The sequence below is a fragment of the Bacillus sp. TH13 genome (assembly GCF_016651175.1).
Lineage (GTDB): Bacteria > Bacillota > Bacilli > Bacillales > Bacillaceae_G > Bacillus_A > Bacillus_A thuringiensis_S.
On sequence record NZ_JAEKEJ010000007.1, the window covers coordinates 213,102 to 230,751 of the forward strand.

Consider the following 17,650-nt stretch of genomic DNA (forward strand, 5'->3'; position numbering starts at 1 on the left):
TATAAATAGAAGCTTCATTTTATACATCTGTACACTCTAATTATTTAATGCATTTACTTTTGCCCCTATTATGGGATGAGTAAAAAAATACCCATCCAATTGTGATACACACAATAATTGGATGGGTACTTCATTATACATTCTTTATTCTATTCTTATAGACATCGCGAAATTTATACATTTTGTGGTGATACATACTGTAATACTTCATCAAATAGCTGAAAAATATTACTACAGGATTAATCTGTTTACACTTTTTCTTTAGGAATCAGTAGATTAAAACTCTATAATACTTTTAGAATAAAAACGTTATGTTTTTATCATTGTGGATGCCATCAAAACATTAAGTTGACGCTCATAAATTAGACAAGTACCACTATTACAAGAATATAAAGTATGATAATACTTATTAGCACCAGTCTTTCCATACTTATATACTTCTTTTAAATCTAATCGCTTTTGTATATTATTTCTTTTTAAGTTTAATAGCTTCTTCTCCAACGTAAATAAACAACTTTTATGATTCCTAAAGAAATAAAGAAATACAAAAGGATATTTATAAATTGTTCTGCTGTAATATATTGAAGTATATTAAGAACAAATAATATAACTATTCCTAGAGAAAGAGTATTGTATAAAAAATTAGTAGTTTTATACTGAATTTCTACACCTCTCTCATCTCTTCCTTCTTGACTTTTTTGAAATTTAAACATATATAATTCACTTAAAAATGCTAAAAATATAATTAAAATTAATACATATTTTATTAATTCCATTTAATTATTCCTCCTCATATTCAAAAACTTCTTCTAAAGGCTTTCCAAAAGCTTGGGCTATTTTAAATGCAAGAATTAAAGAGGGATTATATTTATTCTTTTCCATAGAAGCTATTGTCTGACGACTAGAACCCACTTTCTCTCCTAATTCTTGTTGTGTCCAACCTTTTTCAGCACGACAAACAATTATTCGGTTGCTTAACAATTACCCCCACCTCCTGTAAATATTATATTTTACTTTTAACATTTTGTATATAATTCTTAACATTTTGCATATAATTTTTAACGCATATTTTACAATTCCATTATAAAAGACTGCACCTCCAATTATTAAACTTTGTCTAACAATTGGAGGTGCAGTTAATTTTAAGTACTATTTTCTAAATTAATACTAAATTGGTTTTTCTAAAGTCAAGACCGAAGGTACTTGACTCGGTTGAGCTAAGCGTAATAATTGATATCCTATACCTGATAACCCCATAAATAAACCTGGAACTTCAATATGACGCCCAACACCAGTTTTATATTTTCCTATTTCTTGTTTTTCTTTAATTGTATTCATTCCTACTGCTTGAGCCATTCTATTCCATTCTGGGCGTCCTAATACTTTTCCTGCTACATGGAATAATTCTGAATTCCCTAAATCACCATGACAAAGAGAATGACTACGTCCCATTCCAGTATCTACAGTTGTAGATACTGCAGTTTCTATCTCTTGTTGTAATAATGCGTCTTTAATATAAGGCAAATATAAAAGACGGCTTAAACCAATTCCAGTAGCTCCATGACACCATGCCGCAGAAAATTCACTAGACTTATGTTGTGAACACCTTAAATCTGCCCAATTACATTTTTTTGAATTATATAAAGAACGGTCATATCGAATTGCCTCTATTGCTGTTTCAAAAAATTCTTGTTTGGAAGTTTGCTTATACAATCTTAATAATGACCAAGCTACTCCACTTGTTCCATGTGATAATCCACCTAACATGGATTGGCTTGAAGGATCCGGCCAACCAATTCCTTTTTCTGTAACTATTTTATTTTCAAGTAAATGATTACCATATTCCTGAGCAATATGAAGTGCCTGTTCATTATTAAACTGTTCATAAATATTTATTAGGACTTGAATTATTCCAGCACTTCCACCCAGTAAATCATAAAATTTATCATTCTTTACATTTTTCTCTATATTATTTAACGAATTTTGAATATATAAATTCCATTTTTGATTTTCACCATATAAGGCATCAAAATGAGAAAGGGCGTATAAATGAGAAGCCTGTCCATGAAATGCGCTAGCAAATGATTTATCTTGAATTGGCTGTTGTAAAATTGATTCCATTGTTTGCATTGCCAACCTATTAAAATCCTTCTCACCTGAAACCTTACCTAAATAGCCAAGGAACATCGCAATACCACTTAGTCCATTGTATAATCCTCTATCTAAGGCAGCAACTTGCCATTGGTTATGATAGTTAACACCCAGACCGATCCAAGTAGAATCATTATAGGAACCATGAATAGCTTGTTCCATCAAACTATATCCAATATTTTTCGCTTCTTCTACAAATATATCTGTTTTGATTTCTTTTAAGTCTTCCTTTAGATATGTGGCCTCTTTAATAATAATTTTTTCTTTTAAATTGCTGGACACAGAAGCTTCAATCAACTTTGATTGTTCTTCAATACTCTCTAATGTTAGATTTTTAATACGCTCAACTGAAATTTCATAACTTGATTGGTCAAAGTAATTTTCAATTTTCTCACCAGAACTTGCAAATAAATCTCTGCTCCCAGGTTTTGTTGTAAAAATTGGAATATCCCCATTGAATAAATCTTTTTTCTCAAATGGAATTTGACGTGTATCTAATATAGTAAACCAAATTCGATCTAATAATTTCTCCAGCTCCACACAATCCCTCATATAGTCTGGATGGTATTTTTCTAAAAGAAAATTCCCATAATATTGAGTCGGCCTTACTACAATTCGAATTTCTATATCTTTAAATTTAGCTATAGGGCCGTCTTCATTCAGAAGTTCAGATTTATTATTATATATAATTTGAGCTACATGTTTATATCCTTCAATAATAGAATCTACATGTAAAGCTGCTCCTACTGCTTTCCCATTTAACTTTGGTACATTATTATTATTATTTATTTCTGCTTTTACCTTTTTGCGCACAAACTGCATCTCATCTGTACCTTCATTTTCAAGTTGAAGTATAGGTATTGGCAATTCTTCCTGCTTAGTTATACTTACTCCACTAATATCAATACCATAACCATCTGCGTTTTTAAAGTATAAGTGTGGAAGTAGCGCAGTACCTAGAACAGAATCGGCAATTTTATATTTCGCTTCTACTTCTGCTGTAAAATTAATATTTAATTTAGCAGGATGGTGAAAAATAGTTTCTAAATCTATTAATGTAGGAAATTCACCATTTGCAACTATATTTTCATTATGGAAATCAGTACCATTCACAGAGTGTATAATAGCTAAATATCCACCTAGACGTTTATAATAGTTTTCAATCTCATTCTGCGTCTTACATTCTTGGTTTTTAATACACTCCTCCCATGCATAATCCTTACGATTTAATATATTGTACCCCTTTAGCTTTGGTGTAAATCCTTTTTTGTTTATCCAATCTAAAAGTTCATGAAAATAAATTGCTACAGTTAAAGGCTTTGGCTTATATAATATCTCTGTATTATCTTCAAACTTAAATCTCATTACAGATCGCCCTTGTTGATGAGAGTCTCCCAATCCAACAATTATAGATTGAAGAGGTGACACCTCAAATTTTAAAGATTGATTAATTTGATTCCAATCTTCTTCATAACGAGTCAATGCTTCAGTTATTGCATTGACATAATAATTTGTGCGTATCATTAAAATTCTAGAAAGAACAGGATATTCTTTATATATAAACTCAAGAGAATCAAAATCCATTAATTTAGTTCTTACAAAGGACTCAAACCTTTCTTTAGAGGTATCACCAGTTAATTCTTTTAATTGCTTTGCAATATAAAGTTCCAAAGTAATAGTTCTAGCACCTATTTTAGTTAGACCTTCAACTAAATTATATAAAATTGATGATTGTACTTTATCCCAGTCCATTTTTTCTGAAAGTAAAGGATGCTCTTTATAAAACTTATTAAATCTATTTTTTGCCCAGAGTATAAACGGACGGAATGCTAAACTTATATGTAATTGATCAGGCTCATTTAACACTTCATTTCTATGGAGAGTTAAAGCTTCATCCAACCAATTCATCCATATAGGATTTTGAGGTGGCTCTATTTTATTTTGTTGCAACCATTCTTCATTTTCGGATGCCTTTAATACTCTGATAAAAAGCTTTTCATCTAACTGTTCCGCTTGAAATCTCTTTTTCATTGAATCATCATTCAATAATGTTGCTGCTTTCCATTCATTACGATATTTTTGAAATTCTTCTTCAGTTAGATGAATTGTATCAATCTTATCAATTAATTCAATCCGTTCTTTTATAGATAAAGATTTAAACAAAGTATTTGAAATTAATGATTTTATGTTAGTATTGGGATTCAATTTTCTCAATTCTCCATTTCAGCTTAATGTTCTTTGAGTAACCTTACACTAAAAAACACCATAATGTAAATTATATACATTTACATTATGGTGTTTTTGCTACTCTACTATGTACAATTATTAACAGTAGATTTTTGAAAGTGAAAGACCTAATGCAACTCCGCTACCAAAAGCACAAATTGGCGTTGTTTCAGGTTGAACATCCCCTCCACCATGAATACGTGATAGCTCTTCTCTTGATACTTCTACTAACTTTGAACCTGCTGGATGATTTTTTGCTAATCCTTCAATAACTTGATTACGATTCATAATATAATTCCTCCTTTATTTTAACTACAAACGATATTTTATATGAGAATATCTTTTATTTATAGTTCGCAAATTTGCAATTTTTATTTTTTTAATATACTTTTCTTCCATTTTCACCCTTAATATATAGCTCATATAAGTGTCTTTTCATTTTGAGCAAACTGATAATATCCAAAAATTAAAAAGAACTACCTGCCTTCTAAAAATAAGAAAACCAGGCGATTCTTTAAATCAATTTTTAGAATTTAAAACTAGCAACTTTGTCTAGAAAGGGCAAGACCAATAGTGATCCCATTCGCATACCAAATAGTCGAAACACAAAGTGGCGTTGTTTCAGGTTGAACGTCTCCTCCACCATATACACGTGTAATTTCATCTTTTGATACTTCTACTAGTTTTTCACCTGCTGGATGATTTTTTGCTAATCCTTCAATAATTTGATTACGATTCATAATGTAATTCCTCCCTTAATGTTAACTACAAACAATATTTTATATAAGAATAGCTTTTATTTATAGTTCGCAAATTTGCATATTTATTATTTAGGGAATTTTTTTCATAAATTTGATTTTCAACTATGTAACATACACTTTAAAACTACAATAGGGTCTTTTTCGAAAATCATCGAAAAAGACCCTATTTACTCGTGGTTTACATTATATACAAACCAAATATATTATTTTATTTAATCAGTTCTAAAGCCTTATTCGCATTTATTAGACCATACCCATACTCAGCATCTTTACCAGGGGCTCCTAAATCAGTTGAACTCTTTTTTAATATATTTTTTAACTGAGCTAATTTCAGGGAATTTCGTCCTTTCTTTTGTTGTTCAGCAATAAGGACACCAACAACTCCAGATACCTTTGGGGCTGCAACACTAGTTCCCGACATTAAAACATAACCTTCAGGCAAGTTTAAAGCCTTGCTTATTGGTGGCTGTGGTAGATTAGTAGGATATGTAGTCAATGTCATTGAAAACGGATCTAGTTTTTGCTGAGTAGCCCAATCAGGTCCATAATCTCCAGCAGGAGCTGCTACAGTAACTCCACCATAGTTTGAATAAGATGCTAGTAGATCATTTTTATCAGTAGCTGAAACAGTAATTAATGATGAAAGTCCACCGCCAGGAAGATGCACTTGCTTATCTCCAGAAAACCCTCGTTTTTCTGCGATAAGGGTTGGGTTATTATTATCCAAGCTTTCATTTCCTGCACTAGCCACAACAATAACTCCATGCTTATGCGCATACTTAACAGCTCGTTTATAAGCTTCTACTACTACTCGATCTTCTGGTTTCTCCAGTGACTTGTATGTCCCTAGGCTTAAATTAATAACATCAACTCCATCTTTTGTAGCTGCAATAATTGCTTGTGTAACCCAAGCTGATTCAGCTCCATCTTGCCAATTATCCATTACTTTATAAGGTATAATCCCTAACTCTGGTCCAACTCCTAACATTTTCCCATTAGCAGCTATAGAACCAGCTGCCATAGTGCCATGCCCCATATGATCATCCATATTCTCTACATTCGGAACAAATGATTTTCCTTTAGAAATAATATTCTCTTTTAAATCTGGATGATTAAAATCAATACCGCTATCAATAATAGCTATTTTGACATTATGATTACCTTTTTGCCTTTTAAAACTTTTTCCATCTTCAGTGATTTTCTTTATATCCCACCCCAATACTTGATATAAACTTGCCTTTTCCTCTATATCTGGAACAATAGTTGGCATAATCTCATCTTTTGGAACTATAGGGTTCAAAGTATTTTCTTTAGAATCTATTATCTTACTTTCTGGTCCTGTGGTTTCAATTTTATTATGGTATCTTTCCTTAATATCATTACTAGCTTTTATAAGCTGTTCATTATTATTTGAATCTTCCAGCTTAACCATTGCAATTTCTGGGATTACTGTCCGCTTTACTGTTGGATATTTCTTCTTAAGAAATTGATTTACTTCTTCTGAAGCATTTGAATCAGTAAAAACAAATAGTTGGTCTTTTTCACTTTCTGCATTACTTGGTTTATTGAAAGTAAATGTAAAAAGAAAAATAGTAGTTAAAATTACAATTATAGTTCCTAATTTAGATTGCCACTTCTTCATTTTTTTTCTCCTCTTGAATTTTATAAAGTTGATGATAAAAGCCTTCTCTTTTCAACAACTCTTCATGATTTCCCATTTCTTGAATTTCTCCATCCTTTAATACAATAATTCTATCTGCATCTCGCACTGTAGATAGTCGATGGGCAATGATAACCTGCGTACAGTTTAATGTTTTTAAGTTTTGTTGAACTCTTGATTCAGAAAGATTATCTAAGGCTGACGTCGCCTCGTCTAAAATTAGTATTTTAGGATCATTAGCTAAAGCACGCGCTAAAAGGAGACGCTGTTTTTGACCACCTGAAAAATTACTACCACCTTCAGATACCATAGTATAATAACCCATGGGCAATTTTAGGATTTCCTCATGAATATCACCAATTTTTGCTGCACTAACTACTTTTTCTAAGGAAATTTTATTATCTAAAATTTGAATATTTTCTATTACACTCCCATGAGTTAAACTAGCTTCTTGCAAAACTGCCCCCATTTGATTGCGTAATGCATGTAGATTTAATTCCTCTAATAGTCTGCCATCGATATAGACCTGTCCATTAGTAGGTGAATATAATCCTAACAATAACTTAGCTAATGAACTTTTCCCTGAACCAGATTGGCCAACAATCGCTACTTTTTCTCCTGCTTTTATCCTTAAATTAATATTAGAAAGAACTTCATTTCCAAAACGATCATATTTAAATGATACATTTTTAAATTCAATTTCGCCTTGAATATTATTTATCTTGTATCCATCTGTACTCTCTGATTCACTTTCCATTACATCTTGTAAACGCTGTATATAAGCGCCTAAAAGTAACAATTGAGAATACGTGTTTCCCATAGAAACAATTGGCACCATAAATGAGGTAGCAAGGGCCGAAAATCCAAGAAGTTCTCCTATTGTAAATTCCCCTTTTAATATAAATATTGAGCCTAACCAAAGTAAGATAAGTGGAGTAATAAATTGAATTCCACTACTAAAAGATTCTAGAGTAGTAGAAAGAAAATTTTGTTTTTGAGAAGCTTTTAATTGATTATGAAATAACTGATGCCATTGATTAAAAACTTTTTTTTCGGCACCTAGAATCTTAATATCACAAATTCCATGAATACTCTCTGTTAAGTAACTCTGTGTTTTGGTTTGTACAACAAGATTTTGATCTGATAATTTCTTAATCATTCGAGTACTTAGTAGCGTGATACCTGTAATAATACTGCATAGTAATACTACTAACAAACCTAATTTCCATTGTATATAGAACATCATTATTGCATATCCAATAATTAAGATCATATCAATAATCAAAGCAATCATACGCGAAGAGAGAATTTGCCTAATTATTACATTTGAATTAGCTCGGTATATAAGCTCTCCACTTGTTCTAGCTTCAAAAAATGAATATTTAAGACTAAATAATTTAGAAATAAATGCTGACATAAGTGAGGAATCCATTCGTGTTTGAAGGATAGTAATTAAATAACCTCGAAAAATAGAGAATACCTGGTAAAATAAAAATAGACCAATTACACCTATCCCCATTATACTTATGTATTCTGCATTATTAGGTATAATAACCTTATCAACAATCCATTGTGTTACTTTAGGAATTACTAGTCCAATACCTTGTAATAGGAATGCCACCAACAATATACTGATTAGTATATTTTTATGCATTAAAATATGTTGTAAAAGAAAGTTGAGTTTTAATTCTTTCTTTTTCGTAACGAATTTTTCATCTGTTTCAAACTTCAAAACATATCCCGAATAAGAACTTTTAAATATCTCCGGACTTACTTTCCGCCTCCCATTAAGAGGATCCACAATAGAAATATTATTTTTATTAATTCTTTCAAGAACAACATAATGTTTATTTTCCCAAAAAAGAATTGCAGGGCATGGAATTTGACTTAATGCATCGTAATCTGCTTTATAAACCTTTCCTTTAAGATGAGTTTCTTCCGCCATCTCTATTAAATGATAAAGAGAGGTCCCCTTTTTTGATGTCCCAAATTTATTCCTTAATTCAGATAACGTTATATAATAACCGTGGTAGCCTAACACCATTCCCAAACAAGCTAATCCACACTCGCTATGCTCCATTTGTTCAATATAAGGCACTCTTTTGCGCATAATCATCATTCCCCATAATTTCTTCAAATTTTAGCCACCCACGATGATAGGCAAGAATTCCTATGTGAACTCGAGAAGATATTCTACATTTCAACTTAATTGATGAAATAATAACTCCTACTCTTCTTCTACTAACATATAATTTTTGTGCAATTTCTACGTCTTTATAACCCTGTGCAATAAGAATAGCTACTTGTTTTTCTTGGTTACATAACGATTGTCCCAACTTAATTCACCTTCCATTAATACTTATTTGCAATAAATACCCCTTGAACCTTTTTTACGTTATATTAAGAATTTATGATACATGAAATAAATCCCTCTAAAATTTGCGCGATAATGCATTCTCTCTATTTGAAAATACATTTATAACTTAAAAATATTAGGCGCATTAATTCCTTATAGTATAAAATTATACGTTATATTTTTACCGAATATTCAAAAATATAACTCTAATTCTAAAGGTGATATTTCCATAAATCACATAAAAAAGTAAATGATATCCAATAAATCACTTAGCCAAGATTACTACAAAATTTATAGTTTGTGAATAAGTTAATTATCAATATGCAAAATTACATATATTATTTCGAGTTAAAAAGCAGGAGTAATATTGTGCCCATCAACTCCAAGATATATATCACTCCAAAAACAACATTGCAAACCAAAAATTATTAATTTTCGCTATAATAATTACTAAAGATTAATATATGTGTTCTAGTGATATATCAAAAGAGCAAATCTTACTAGTATCCTAACCACTAATTCTATAAGATTCCTTTAGGCTAAATTTCTACAGTTATTAAATTAGAGTTCCCTTCACTCCTCTCTAGCGAGTATACTAGTAGATCCTTTATTTCTTTGCCTCCGGAAATACAATACAAGTATTATTGCTTAAGTTTAGTGAAAACACCTTTAATTTTTCATTATTCTTTTTTGTATTAAATAAAAACTCAGCAAAGCTGAGTTATATTATTAATCTATTCAATTCTCTTTTTTGAATGGGTGTTTCAATTAATAAATCTAAATAAAAACCCTCTTCTGTATCGAAGAAATACTCCATTGTTTTCTCAAATTCTTCTTCTTCACTTTGCATATATTTCTCTACTTCATAATTAGAAAGTGCTGAAACTGATTGAGCAATTAAAGAATATACGAATCGCTCTGCTAACACATTATCTTCAAAATGTTTTTTTTCTTTTCGAAAACACCCAGGAGCATTATAAGTAAATGAGACAAAACTTTTCATAATAAAATCCCCCTTTAATTGTCTTAAAATAATCAATGGATTTTCGTGCTTTTTTCATCTACTTCATCTAATAGTTTAAATCTGCCTTTTCCTGTTTTTATAAGTAAACCTTCATCAACTAACTGATCCATAATATTACGAACTACATTCACATCTAGTTTCATTTCCTGTTTTACACGTGTCACTGCCGTATCCCTTGTTTCTATAATGTAAGACTTTATCCGCTCATATGGTGTTGGTAATGGCTTTATGTTTAAACCATTGTTTGGACGTTCATAAGGGAACAAATCACATATATTTTGCAATATATCCTTAGTTTTTCCTTTAGATAAGTCAACTACAGGACTTTGAAACCTTACGTATTCTTCGCTCATGACAGGGCTTTTTAATAAAGCATCTCCTTTACCAAGTAACTTCACACCTGGTGCACTTCCAAAAACCGTTTTGTAGTCATGATAACTACCACAACTAAAAGCAATTTTCGTTGGTAAATTCGCCTTGATCAAACCGTCTACAACTTTAACTTCCGGTCTTTGAGTGCCACAAATCACATAAATACCTGCAGCTCTAGCTTTTTGACCTATTCGCACAATATAGTCTTTCACATCAGGGTTTTGCATGACTAAATCACTAAACTCATCGACAATACAAACAATATACGGAAGTTTTTCCACATCAGGTAATACATTATAGTCAACTAAATCATCTATATCGTATTCTTCCATCAATGCATATCTTCGGTCCATTTCCTCAGTTACTGCAGCTAAGACAGCTGTTGATTCCTCAACTTCAGTAACTATTTTTTGAACATGTGGGAAATCCTTAAATTTCTTAAAATCGATACGCTTTGGATCTATAATATAAAAATGCAAATCATACGGCGTTTTCAATAAACATAATGACAAAATTACTCCTATTAAAAAATACGTTTTCCCACTTCCAGTTGCTCCAGCTATTAACATGTGTAAGGTATCTGTTAAGTCCTCATAGAGGGGCTTTCCATGTCCATCTAAACCAATGATAAAAGGTAATTTCGCCTCTTTTGAGAACGTTAAAAACTCTGAACTGCTTAAGATATCCCTTAAGTAAACAACACTTCGTTTTTCTTTTGGAAAACTAAACATAATTGAGTTGAGTTCTGAAGCAGATGATAATTGTAGGTCCTCTAAACCAACCGCTACCCTTATATCCTCTACATGTTTTTTTATGTCTCTAAATTTAACGTTAGAAGGAATTGAAAGGGTTACATGCATAATTGTAGACCCTTCTTCTATTTTGATAATTTCACACGATTCTTTTATGATATTTTGTTCTCTCATAACATTTAGTATCTTTAATGTATTCTCATCTGCTTCTAACCGAGCATTGCGTTCCTCTTTTGTATAAGGTAATAATTCAACCACTTTTTCCATAAAGTCGGAACTGTACACTGTATTTGTGCCTGAATTACTTGTAGGGTTATTAACCGTACATTCATTCGTTCCAATTACATCTCTTTTAATTTCTTGCCTCTCCTGCTGTACAACCAAAGACAAAATTTCACTCTCACTTATATACTGTTTATTTTGGTTCACATGAATCTTTCTGCTTTTTATACCGTCTATAACATCCTCATTTCCTTCGATTGGAGACATGTGTAGGCGATTAAAATAAGTTACTTTCTCTAATGAATTAGCAATTACATGCTGCAAATAGTCTTTTCTTGAAGTGTCTTCAGCGTAGATCCCAATGATTAATTGATATTGATATAGCGGCTCCTTTATTTTTGCTTCAATATCCTTCACCTGAGAATTTTTATTTAATGGATAGTTCATACTTTCAAATAATTGATAAACATATTTTTGGAACTTCCGTTTAAACAAAGCATCTGATGGATTCGCTATTCCAGATAAATAGTCAATGTATTGCTCTATGAGGTCTTCTTTTGCTCTATCCTCTTTCTGAGTTAAAAATTGCATCACTATTTTTTCTCTTTCCTGCAGTACATCCTGTATATTTTGAAATATCCCTTTGTCATTCTTCAATGGAAATATACTCCCTTTTTGTAAAGACACTTCATACAGGTTCATACCACTGATTAGTTCTAAAACATAATGACTATCTATCTGCTCCTGAACTATCTCAAAGTTATTTCCTACTGGTGTAGATAAATAGTTGTTACAACCTTCTTTATAAATGATTTTCTCAAAACCTATTGTTGTATTCACATCACAATTTAAAACATATTTAACCGTGTTTTCATCAAAATTATTGATAGAATAGATTGTCGGTAATAAAACATCTGCTTGAGAAGTAAATCTACGCTGGAAATGTTTAAAAAACATCACCGATCCCCCAATTCGACTTATTTTTTCTTCCCTTTTTTCCATAGCTTCATTACTGTTCCTTTTAAAGGTATTCTTGTAAAATGACTCTTTAACGATTTTCCTACTGAAAACACATCATCTCCATTATCTTGGAAACCTTTTAAAAACCCAGGAGGATTCGCAACTCTATAGAAGCCACCAATTATAAATAAAATTTTCAATAAAATCATATTAGGTTCTATAAGTCCCCTTGTAGCAAATAGAACTATTGCCATAAAAGTAATAAATGTTGCATGTATAAGCTGTATCAAAGACAACAGCTTAACATTTTTCCACCATAGGTTAAACCAATGCCGATGTTGATCGAATATCCATGTACATAGTGCTAATGGAGTACTTATTACAAGCAACATCAAATCAAACCATCGCCTTCCAGCTTTTAATAAAACAGGGATTAGTGTAGAAATAAGTAGTAAATCAAAACCTATTAGTGCAATTAAATTAATTACACTTAAAGATCCATTTAACACTAATTCACCAGCTTTTATTTCACTGACACCAATACCAGTAATTGCATCTGAACATAGATTTAATAAGGAGAAACCTTTTGCAAAAAGTGTAGGAGCAGCACCAGTTAGTAATAATGCAAGAGGAATTCTGTGAAGGATTTTTCGTATAGGTGTGTGTGGTTTACGAAGCATCATATTTATCGAATTAATAGTACATAAAATCATGATTAAAATTAATGAAATAGTGAAAAATACAAGTGTCTGATCTTTAATAATTGTTGTTTCGAACAGAAATGCCGGTAGCTTTAACAAAACGTTAGATACTAACTCAAAAATTTCATTTAATAAAGTTACACTGCCATTATAAATGTGTTGAGGAAGATTTTTTATAAACAAATCAATACTATCAATTGCATCTGATATCCCTGTTACTTTTGACTTAATTTCTGTTAATAATGTACTAACACTATTAAAGTAATTACTTCCAGGAATAAATGAAAAGGGAGCAGGATCCTCTGATGTACTTGGTAGTTTGAATTGAAATTTATCTTCAAATGGCGCCCAAGGTTCAGCAGCACTTTCCATCGCATAAGCTTCTTTCACATGAAACATTAGGAAAGTAGTTGCTAAGGTTGCATAGGGAATAAGGTTTCCAAAGCCTCTTGAAATGTAGGTAAGTACCTTGCGGGATCTATATACCACTCTAGATTTCCAAACATGGAGTGGAATAATAAAATGATGCAAAATATAGCGAGTGGCATTAATAATACTTGAATTAACCCGCGAATGATATCGTTGCTCCATTCCTGAGCAAACTTGTGTTTTCGAAACATGCGGCACACTCCTGCCAATACGGAACCTACTAGCGCAATTCCGACTGCTATTATGATACAACTCATTAATATGGCTAGTAATATTTGAATCATCTCTGCCGGCATTAATACTGCTTCGGCAGTTTTGGATACTGTTTGAGCAGCAGCCGGAGATGCGTATATTAGAAAACTGCTTAACAGCGGCACACTTCTTTTGGCTAACTCTAACCATTGGTACCTTTTCTTTTTTTTGCAGTTTATCACTTCCCTTTTTAGATTTTTCACAAGAAAAGGGACTTTCTGTAGTTGCTCATTAAACTTTTTTTCAACACCCTGATATTCGGGTTGACTGTGATGAAATTTTATTTTATATGTGTTACCCACTTGTTTCACAGAAAATGGATGACCTTGCTTTTCATCAGTTCTTTGATGCTCTAACATAAGTACACCCCATTTAAAAAATAATTAACTACTATACATTCTCTTCGTTAAGCTCCTTCCTGATCGCTTCATAGTCATGAGTCGGTGGAGCTGACACTTTAGACTTTGCCTGTTTCTTATTCTTTTTATCAAAAGTATGAAAATAGTCTATAGCTTTCGTAACACCAACTGTAAAAGCGCCCGCTATACCAAACTTTGAGACCGTCATTAAAAGAAAACCTATACCAGTCATTTTGTCATGCCACCTTTTTATTTCGGATTTGGTAAAACTTATTACGCCTGTGCCTGGTTTTATGTCATTTATTTTTAAAATTAAATCAAAAAGTTTTAAATTTAAAACTTAAGGACAAAATAAAAACTACTCTAATCCTTATCCCGATAGAATAGCTCCTCAATTGGTGGATATTGTAGTGCAGCCCATATTTTAAAGAACGCTTCTAGTGACGGCTGAACATGATTATTTACTATCAAGCTTATATTCCCCTTTTTTATATTGGTTATAGTAGCTAATTCAGCCTGCTTCATACCGATATTTTTGAGATACTGCTTCAATTTGTTACGTAATGGATAATCTGTATTAGAAGCTAAAATTTTTAAATAGTTTACATTAATCTCTTCAGTTTCTGTGGCTTGTTCAATCTTTTTTAAAAACGTCAAGATAATTCCTCTGACCAATATTTCTAGATCCACTTTTTCTTCAGCATTTAATTTTTTCCTGAAATTCTGATATCCTACCATCTCTACCAACTGGTCATATATTTCCTCTGAAACCGTAAATTTAATCTCCTTCTCATCCATACTTGAATAAAAACCTCCTTTTGCGGAAATCGTAATACTACATGTTATAAGCGAAAGGACAGTGATATGCGTGATTTCACTATTAAATAATACTGAAAAAGTAGATGAGATATTAGATGAAGTATTTGATGCAGGAAAAAGAAGTAAATAAAAAGGGTGAAATTGATGTCATTTAAATTTCTCGGAATGTGGGTACCTCAAACTGGTGTAACACCTGAATGGTTAGAAAAGCTTGAAATATGTGACGAAAGTATATTTAAAGAAATAGGTTTATCAAGAGAAAAGGTTATTGAAATCTGCCAACACCTACATGATAATAATATCTTAATTTAAAATCACCTTTCATATATATAAATTAAGACACACCTCTTGTCAGAGTATGTGTCTTTTAAACTTTAGTTTTTTAGAAATGTTTTATTTTTGAATTTCCTTGTTTGAAGCATTTATTTCCAAACATTTTAACAAAAAGTCCTCACTTCTATTAGAGATATAATTATAGACGCCATGAGGTAAATCATTTGGCATATGATTTACTGCATCATAAAATCCTCTTAACATAAACTCAAGCTGTCCTGCTGAAAACTCATACTTATTTTGTTCCCCAGATGATTTTGAAGATTCATGAATAAGTTCACTTTGCGTTATTTCTAATAAGAAAGTAATGTAATTGTGTACTCCACCTTTTTCTTTAACATATTTTAAAGCGTCTAACTGATTTTCAGGATATTTATTATACGCTTCACTTATTAACTGTTTATACTCTTGGCTATCATTGTGTTTATATGGCATATCTTCTTTACCGAACATAATTAATTCCCCCTTAATGTTTTATCTAAATTTTACCACAATTCAATCTATAGTTAGTCATATAAATCAATTTTCTCATTTTTTCTTTTTTGCTGTTCTGCTAAATCAAATATATCTATTTCTTCATCCCTCGGTTTTTCAAGGGCTTTGATTTTCTGTTCTTGTTCTGAAATAATCTCTTTTACAAATGAACGAAGGCGACTTAGAAAATCTCTATGCATACTGTCATTTCCTGCGACATTGAATAGTTGAAGTAACTCATTTATTAATTCATACTCATATGCTTCTCTTTCATTTTCGTCTTCTATAAGATACACCTTTATCCGATGGAAATAATGATTTAAAAGCTCTGTACCCTCGCTTTTACCCTGTAAATGTTCAAGAATACGCCCTCTTAAATTTGTAGACATCCCCACATACAAAGTAACTCCACTGACCGCATAAAACACATATACACCGCCGATATTTAAATGAAACCCATCTTCAACATCCTTGCATTCTAATGTTACAGAGGGATATTTGGTAATTGGTTTTCCATAGAAACTATTTTGATTTTGTTTCATAAAAAGTCCTCCGTTTAATACTTCAATCAAAAATACTATTTAGGAAGCTTTGTCCTACAAAACTATAAGAAGCCGATTTTTTATCCCATTCTAATTTGACTTCTACTATTTCTTCTCTATTTAGAACTGTATTTTTAGCATTTCGATGTTCAATCCATTTTATTTTTTCGGGAACATCCGGTATAAATAATGCTGTAAAGTAAGCTTTCCTTAATATTGTTGCCAATTGAGCATAACGATCTCCTACTGGCCGACTATCATTCCCATATATCACAAATCTTGCACCGATTCCGCTTGCTACATCTTTATCAGTAAGAACATAAACTTCTACAGGAAATTGTTGTACCTCACGTTCCTCACCTTCTTCTGATTCCAAGAATATGGGTTGACCTGTAAAGTATGGAAGTTTAAACTTATATACTCCTGAATGTATACGATGGTGCATTGGTACTTCTTCAATTTTCTTAAACATAGAAATCCCCCTTAGTTTTTATTTTCCTTAACACAATTCTCTATAAAATTCAGAAGCTCTGAAGCTCCCTCTTTTATATCAATACAGCTTATTTTTTCTGCATGATTCTTAATTGAATCAATCAATTTTCGAGCAACAGCTCGTTCCATATTTATATAAATTAAGTGCTTTCCTAGCTCATTTAAGTTACCCCCACGCTCTAAGATTTCATTTGGAGATTCAAGCTTTCCGACTGCTATTTTATTAAAATCTGAAAGACTGGCTAAAATTTGTTCCCTCATGCCATTTTCAGGATTTATATAAAAAGGTTTCCGGAATGATTGATATGTCAGCCCCGTAATTACATGCCATTTCAATTATTGGAAAAGGCATGTAATCATTCATAGAGTGTTCTGCAATGAAGTGTTCTCTTTGATAAAGTGGTTTAGCTTTTTTCTGCACACCTTCTGTAAACAATATTCTTGCACGTAGAGCTTCAAAACTATATCCACGACCCATACCGTTCATAACACGAATAAGACTATTTAAAGACTCTGTATAAGCATTTGTGATAGGGTGTTCGAAGTAATTAAAGATTTCCTCATGCCAATTGTTACATGCCTTTAAAATTGGTTCAAAGGCTTCAAAAACATCTTCTGTAACTTGATTTACCCACTCTTCATACCTACGCTGTGCTTCTATATTTGATATTAAGTTAACTCTTCTTTTTGTTTCCGAAATGTTCAGTCACTTTTTATTTTTCATATCTTTTGGTTATATCAAGAAAACCCTTCATTAAGACTTCA

20 protein-coding genes are annotated in these 17,650 nt (G+C 31.6%); 1 reads left to right on the forward strand and 19 read right to left on the reverse strand.

The features are described 5' to 3' along the window. Positions 1-482: 482 nt before the first annotated feature. The 14 genes from JFU02_RS02760 to JFU02_RS02825 form a co-directional block, all read right to left on the reverse strand. Complete coding sequence (locus tag JFU02_RS02760; protein WP_098858914.1) at positions 483-776, reverse strand: hypothetical protein; 294 nt, start codon at positions 774-776, stop codon at positions 483-485. A 4-nt stretch (positions 777-780) separates the two neighbouring features. After that, entirely contained in the window at positions 781-981 is a 201-nt protein-coding gene (locus JFU02_RS02765) for a helix-turn-helix transcriptional regulator (protein ID WP_201069642.1), read from the reverse strand. A 186-nt stretch (positions 982-1,167) separates the two neighbouring features. Beyond that, positions 1,168-4,356, reverse strand: a complete 3,189-nt coding sequence (locus JFU02_RS02770) for a type 2 lanthipeptide synthetase LanM family protein (protein WP_201069643.1) — start codon at positions 4,354-4,356, stop codon at positions 1,168-1,170. Positions 4,357-4,476: 120 nt separating this feature from the next. Beyond that, on the reverse strand, positions 4,477-4,665 hold the full coding sequence (locus JFU02_RS02775) for a mersacidin family lantibiotic (RefSeq protein WP_201069644.1): 189 nt from the start codon (positions 4,663-4,665) through the stop codon (positions 4,477-4,479). A 251-nt stretch (positions 4,666-4,916) separates the two neighbouring features. Beyond that, complete coding sequence (locus tag JFU02_RS02780; protein ID WP_201069645.1) at positions 4,917-5,117, reverse strand: mersacidin family lantibiotic; 201 nt, start codon at positions 5,115-5,117, stop codon at positions 4,917-4,919. 229 nt (positions 5,118-5,346) lie between these two features. Then, positions 5,347-6,780 carry a S8 family serine peptidase gene (locus JFU02_RS02785; RefSeq protein WP_201069646.1) on the reverse strand — a complete coding sequence of 478 codons (1,434 nt, stop codon included), beginning with the start codon at positions 6,778-6,780 and terminating at the stop codon, positions 5,347-5,349. Further along, the gene (locus JFU02_RS02790; protein ID WP_242488031.1) at positions 6,761-8,935 is read right to left on the reverse strand and encodes a peptidase domain-containing ABC transporter; all 2,175 of its coding nucleotides are present in this window, start codon (positions 8,933-8,935) and stop codon (positions 6,761-6,763) included. Before JFU02_RS02790 ends, JFU02_RS02785 begins: the two co-directional genes overlap by 20 nt. Beyond that, positions 8,883-9,134, reverse strand: a complete 252-nt coding sequence (locus tag JFU02_RS02795; protein WP_201069647.1) for a response regulator transcription factor — start codon at positions 9,132-9,134, stop codon at positions 8,883-8,885. Before JFU02_RS02795 ends, JFU02_RS02790 begins: the two co-directional genes overlap by 53 nt. A 741-nt stretch (positions 9,135-9,875) precedes the next feature. Next, a complete protein-coding gene (locus JFU02_RS02800; RefSeq protein ID WP_201069648.1) occupies positions 9,876-10,157 on the reverse strand; it encodes a hypothetical protein in 282 nt (93 codons plus the stop codon). A 32-nt stretch (positions 10,158-10,189) separates the two neighbouring features. After that, positions 10,190-12,481, reverse strand: a complete 2,292-nt coding sequence (locus JFU02_RS02805; RefSeq protein ID WP_201069649.1) for an FtsK/SpoIIIE domain-containing protein — start codon at positions 12,479-12,481, stop codon at positions 10,190-10,192. Positions 12,482-12,501: 20 nt separating this feature from the next. Further along, positions 12,502-13,557, reverse strand: a complete 1,056-nt coding sequence (locus tag JFU02_RS02810; protein ID WP_242488032.1) for a hypothetical protein — start codon at positions 13,555-13,557, stop codon at positions 12,502-12,504. Positions 13,558-13,598: 41 nt separating this feature from the next. After that, the gene (locus tag JFU02_RS02815; RefSeq protein WP_201069651.1) at positions 13,599-14,225 is read right to left on the reverse strand and encodes a hypothetical protein; all 627 of its coding nucleotides are present in this window, start codon (positions 14,223-14,225) and stop codon (positions 13,599-13,601) included. A gap of 31 nt (positions 14,226-14,256) precedes the next feature. Continuing rightward, positions 14,257-14,457 (reverse strand): hypothetical protein, encoded by a 201-nt coding sequence (locus tag JFU02_RS02820; RefSeq protein ID WP_074651294.1) that lies wholly within the window; start codon positions 14,455-14,457, stop codon positions 14,257-14,259. 131 nt (positions 14,458-14,588) lie between these two features. Then, positions 14,589-15,023, reverse strand: a complete 435-nt coding sequence (locus tag JFU02_RS02825) for a helix-turn-helix transcriptional regulator (RefSeq protein ID WP_201069652.1) — start codon at positions 15,021-15,023, stop codon at positions 14,589-14,591. A 165-nt stretch (positions 15,024-15,188) separates the two neighbouring features. Between JFU02_RS02825 and JFU02_RS02830 the strand changes: the two genes are divergently transcribed. Beyond that, positions 15,189-15,356 (forward strand): hypothetical protein, encoded by a 168-nt coding sequence (locus JFU02_RS02830; protein WP_170828851.1) that lies wholly within the window; start codon positions 15,189-15,191, stop codon positions 15,354-15,356. An 81-nt stretch (positions 15,357-15,437) separates the two neighbouring features. Here JFU02_RS02830 and JFU02_RS31795 read toward each other — a convergent pair whose 3' ends face one another. The 5 genes from JFU02_RS31795 to JFU02_RS02855 are packed head-to-tail and all read right to left on the reverse strand — an operon-like array spanning position 15,438 to position 17,591. Then, positions 15,438-15,830, reverse strand: a complete 393-nt coding sequence (locus JFU02_RS31795; protein ID WP_207193675.1) for a hypothetical protein — start codon at positions 15,828-15,830, stop codon at positions 15,438-15,440. 53 nt (positions 15,831-15,883) lie between these two features. Then, positions 15,884-16,393 carry a GIY-YIG nuclease family protein gene (locus JFU02_RS02840; protein ID WP_201069653.1) on the reverse strand — a complete coding sequence of 170 codons (510 nt, stop codon included), beginning with the start codon at positions 16,391-16,393 and terminating at the stop codon, positions 15,884-15,886. Between the two features lie 22 nt (positions 16,394-16,415). Then, on the reverse strand, positions 16,416-16,865 hold the full coding sequence (locus tag JFU02_RS02845) for a hypothetical protein (protein ID WP_201069654.1): 450 nt from the start codon (positions 16,863-16,865) through the stop codon (positions 16,416-16,418). A gap of 11 nt (positions 16,866-16,876) precedes the next feature. After that, entirely contained in the window at positions 16,877-17,146 is a 270-nt protein-coding gene (locus JFU02_RS02850) for a hypothetical protein (protein WP_207193676.1), read from the reverse strand. A 7-nt stretch (positions 17,147-17,153) separates the two neighbouring features. Beyond that, positions 17,154-17,591, reverse strand: a complete 438-nt coding sequence (locus JFU02_RS02855; RefSeq protein WP_201069838.1) for a transposase — start codon at positions 17,589-17,591, stop codon at positions 17,154-17,156. Between the last annotated feature and the right edge of the window lie 59 nt (positions 17,592-17,650).

What these genes read in the sequence shown, in the direction of transcription:
- JFU02_RS02800 (WP_201069648.1), bottom strand. Translation starts at nt 10,157, where the DNA reads ATGAAAAGTTTTGTCTCATTTACTTATAATGCTCCTGGGTGTTTTCGA.
- JFU02_RS02805 (WP_201069649.1), bottom strand. Translation starts at nt 12,481, where the DNA reads ATGTTTTTTAAACATTTCCAGCGTAGATTTACTTCTCAAGCAGATGTT.
- JFU02_RS02785 (WP_201069646.1), bottom strand. Translation starts at nt 6,780, where the DNA reads ATGAAGAAGTGGCAATCTAAATTAGGAACTATAATTGTAATTTTAACT.
- JFU02_RS02820 (WP_074651294.1), bottom strand. Translation starts at nt 14,457, where the DNA reads ATGACTGGTATAGGTTTTCTTTTAATGACGGTCTCAAAGTTTGGTATA.
- JFU02_RS02815 (WP_201069651.1), bottom strand. Translation starts at nt 14,225, where the DNA reads ATGTTAGAGCATCAAAGAACTGATGAAAAGCAAGGTCATCCATTTTCT.
- JFU02_RS31795 (WP_207193675.1), bottom strand. Translation starts at nt 15,830, where the DNA reads ATGTTCGGTAAAGAAGATATGCCATATAAACACAATGATAGCCAAGAG.
- JFU02_RS02810 (WP_242488032.1), bottom strand. Translation starts at nt 13,557, where the DNA reads ATGGAAAGTGCTGCTGAACCTTGGGCGCCATTTGAAGATAAATTTCAA.
- JFU02_RS02845 (WP_201069654.1), bottom strand. Translation starts at nt 16,865, where the DNA reads ATGTTTAAGAAAATTGAAGAAGTACCAATGCACCATCGTATACATTCA.
- JFU02_RS02775 (WP_201069644.1), bottom strand. Translation starts at nt 4,665, where the DNA reads ATGAATCGTAATCAAGTTATTGAAGGATTAGCAAAAAATCATCCAGCA.
- JFU02_RS02840 (WP_201069653.1), bottom strand. Translation starts at nt 16,393, where the DNA reads ATGAAACAAAATCAAAATAGTTTCTATGGAAAACCAATTACCAAATAT.
- JFU02_RS02760 (WP_098858914.1), bottom strand. Translation starts at nt 776, where the DNA reads ATGGAATTAATAAAATATGTATTAATTTTAATTATATTTTTAGCATTT.
- JFU02_RS02830 (WP_170828851.1), top strand. Translation starts at nt 15,189, where the DNA reads ATGTCATTTAAATTTCTCGGAATGTGGGTACCTCAAACTGGTGTAACA.
- JFU02_RS02780 (WP_201069645.1), bottom strand. Translation starts at nt 5,117, where the DNA reads ATGAATCGTAATCAAATTATTGAAGGATTAGCAAAAAATCATCCAGCA.
- JFU02_RS02850 (WP_207193676.1), bottom strand. Translation starts at nt 17,146, where the DNA reads ATGAGGGAACAAATTTTAGCCAGTCTTTCAGATTTTAATAAAATAGCA.
- JFU02_RS02825 (WP_201069652.1), bottom strand. Translation starts at nt 15,023, where the DNA reads ATGGATGAGAAGGAGATTAAATTTACGGTTTCAGAGGAAATATATGAC.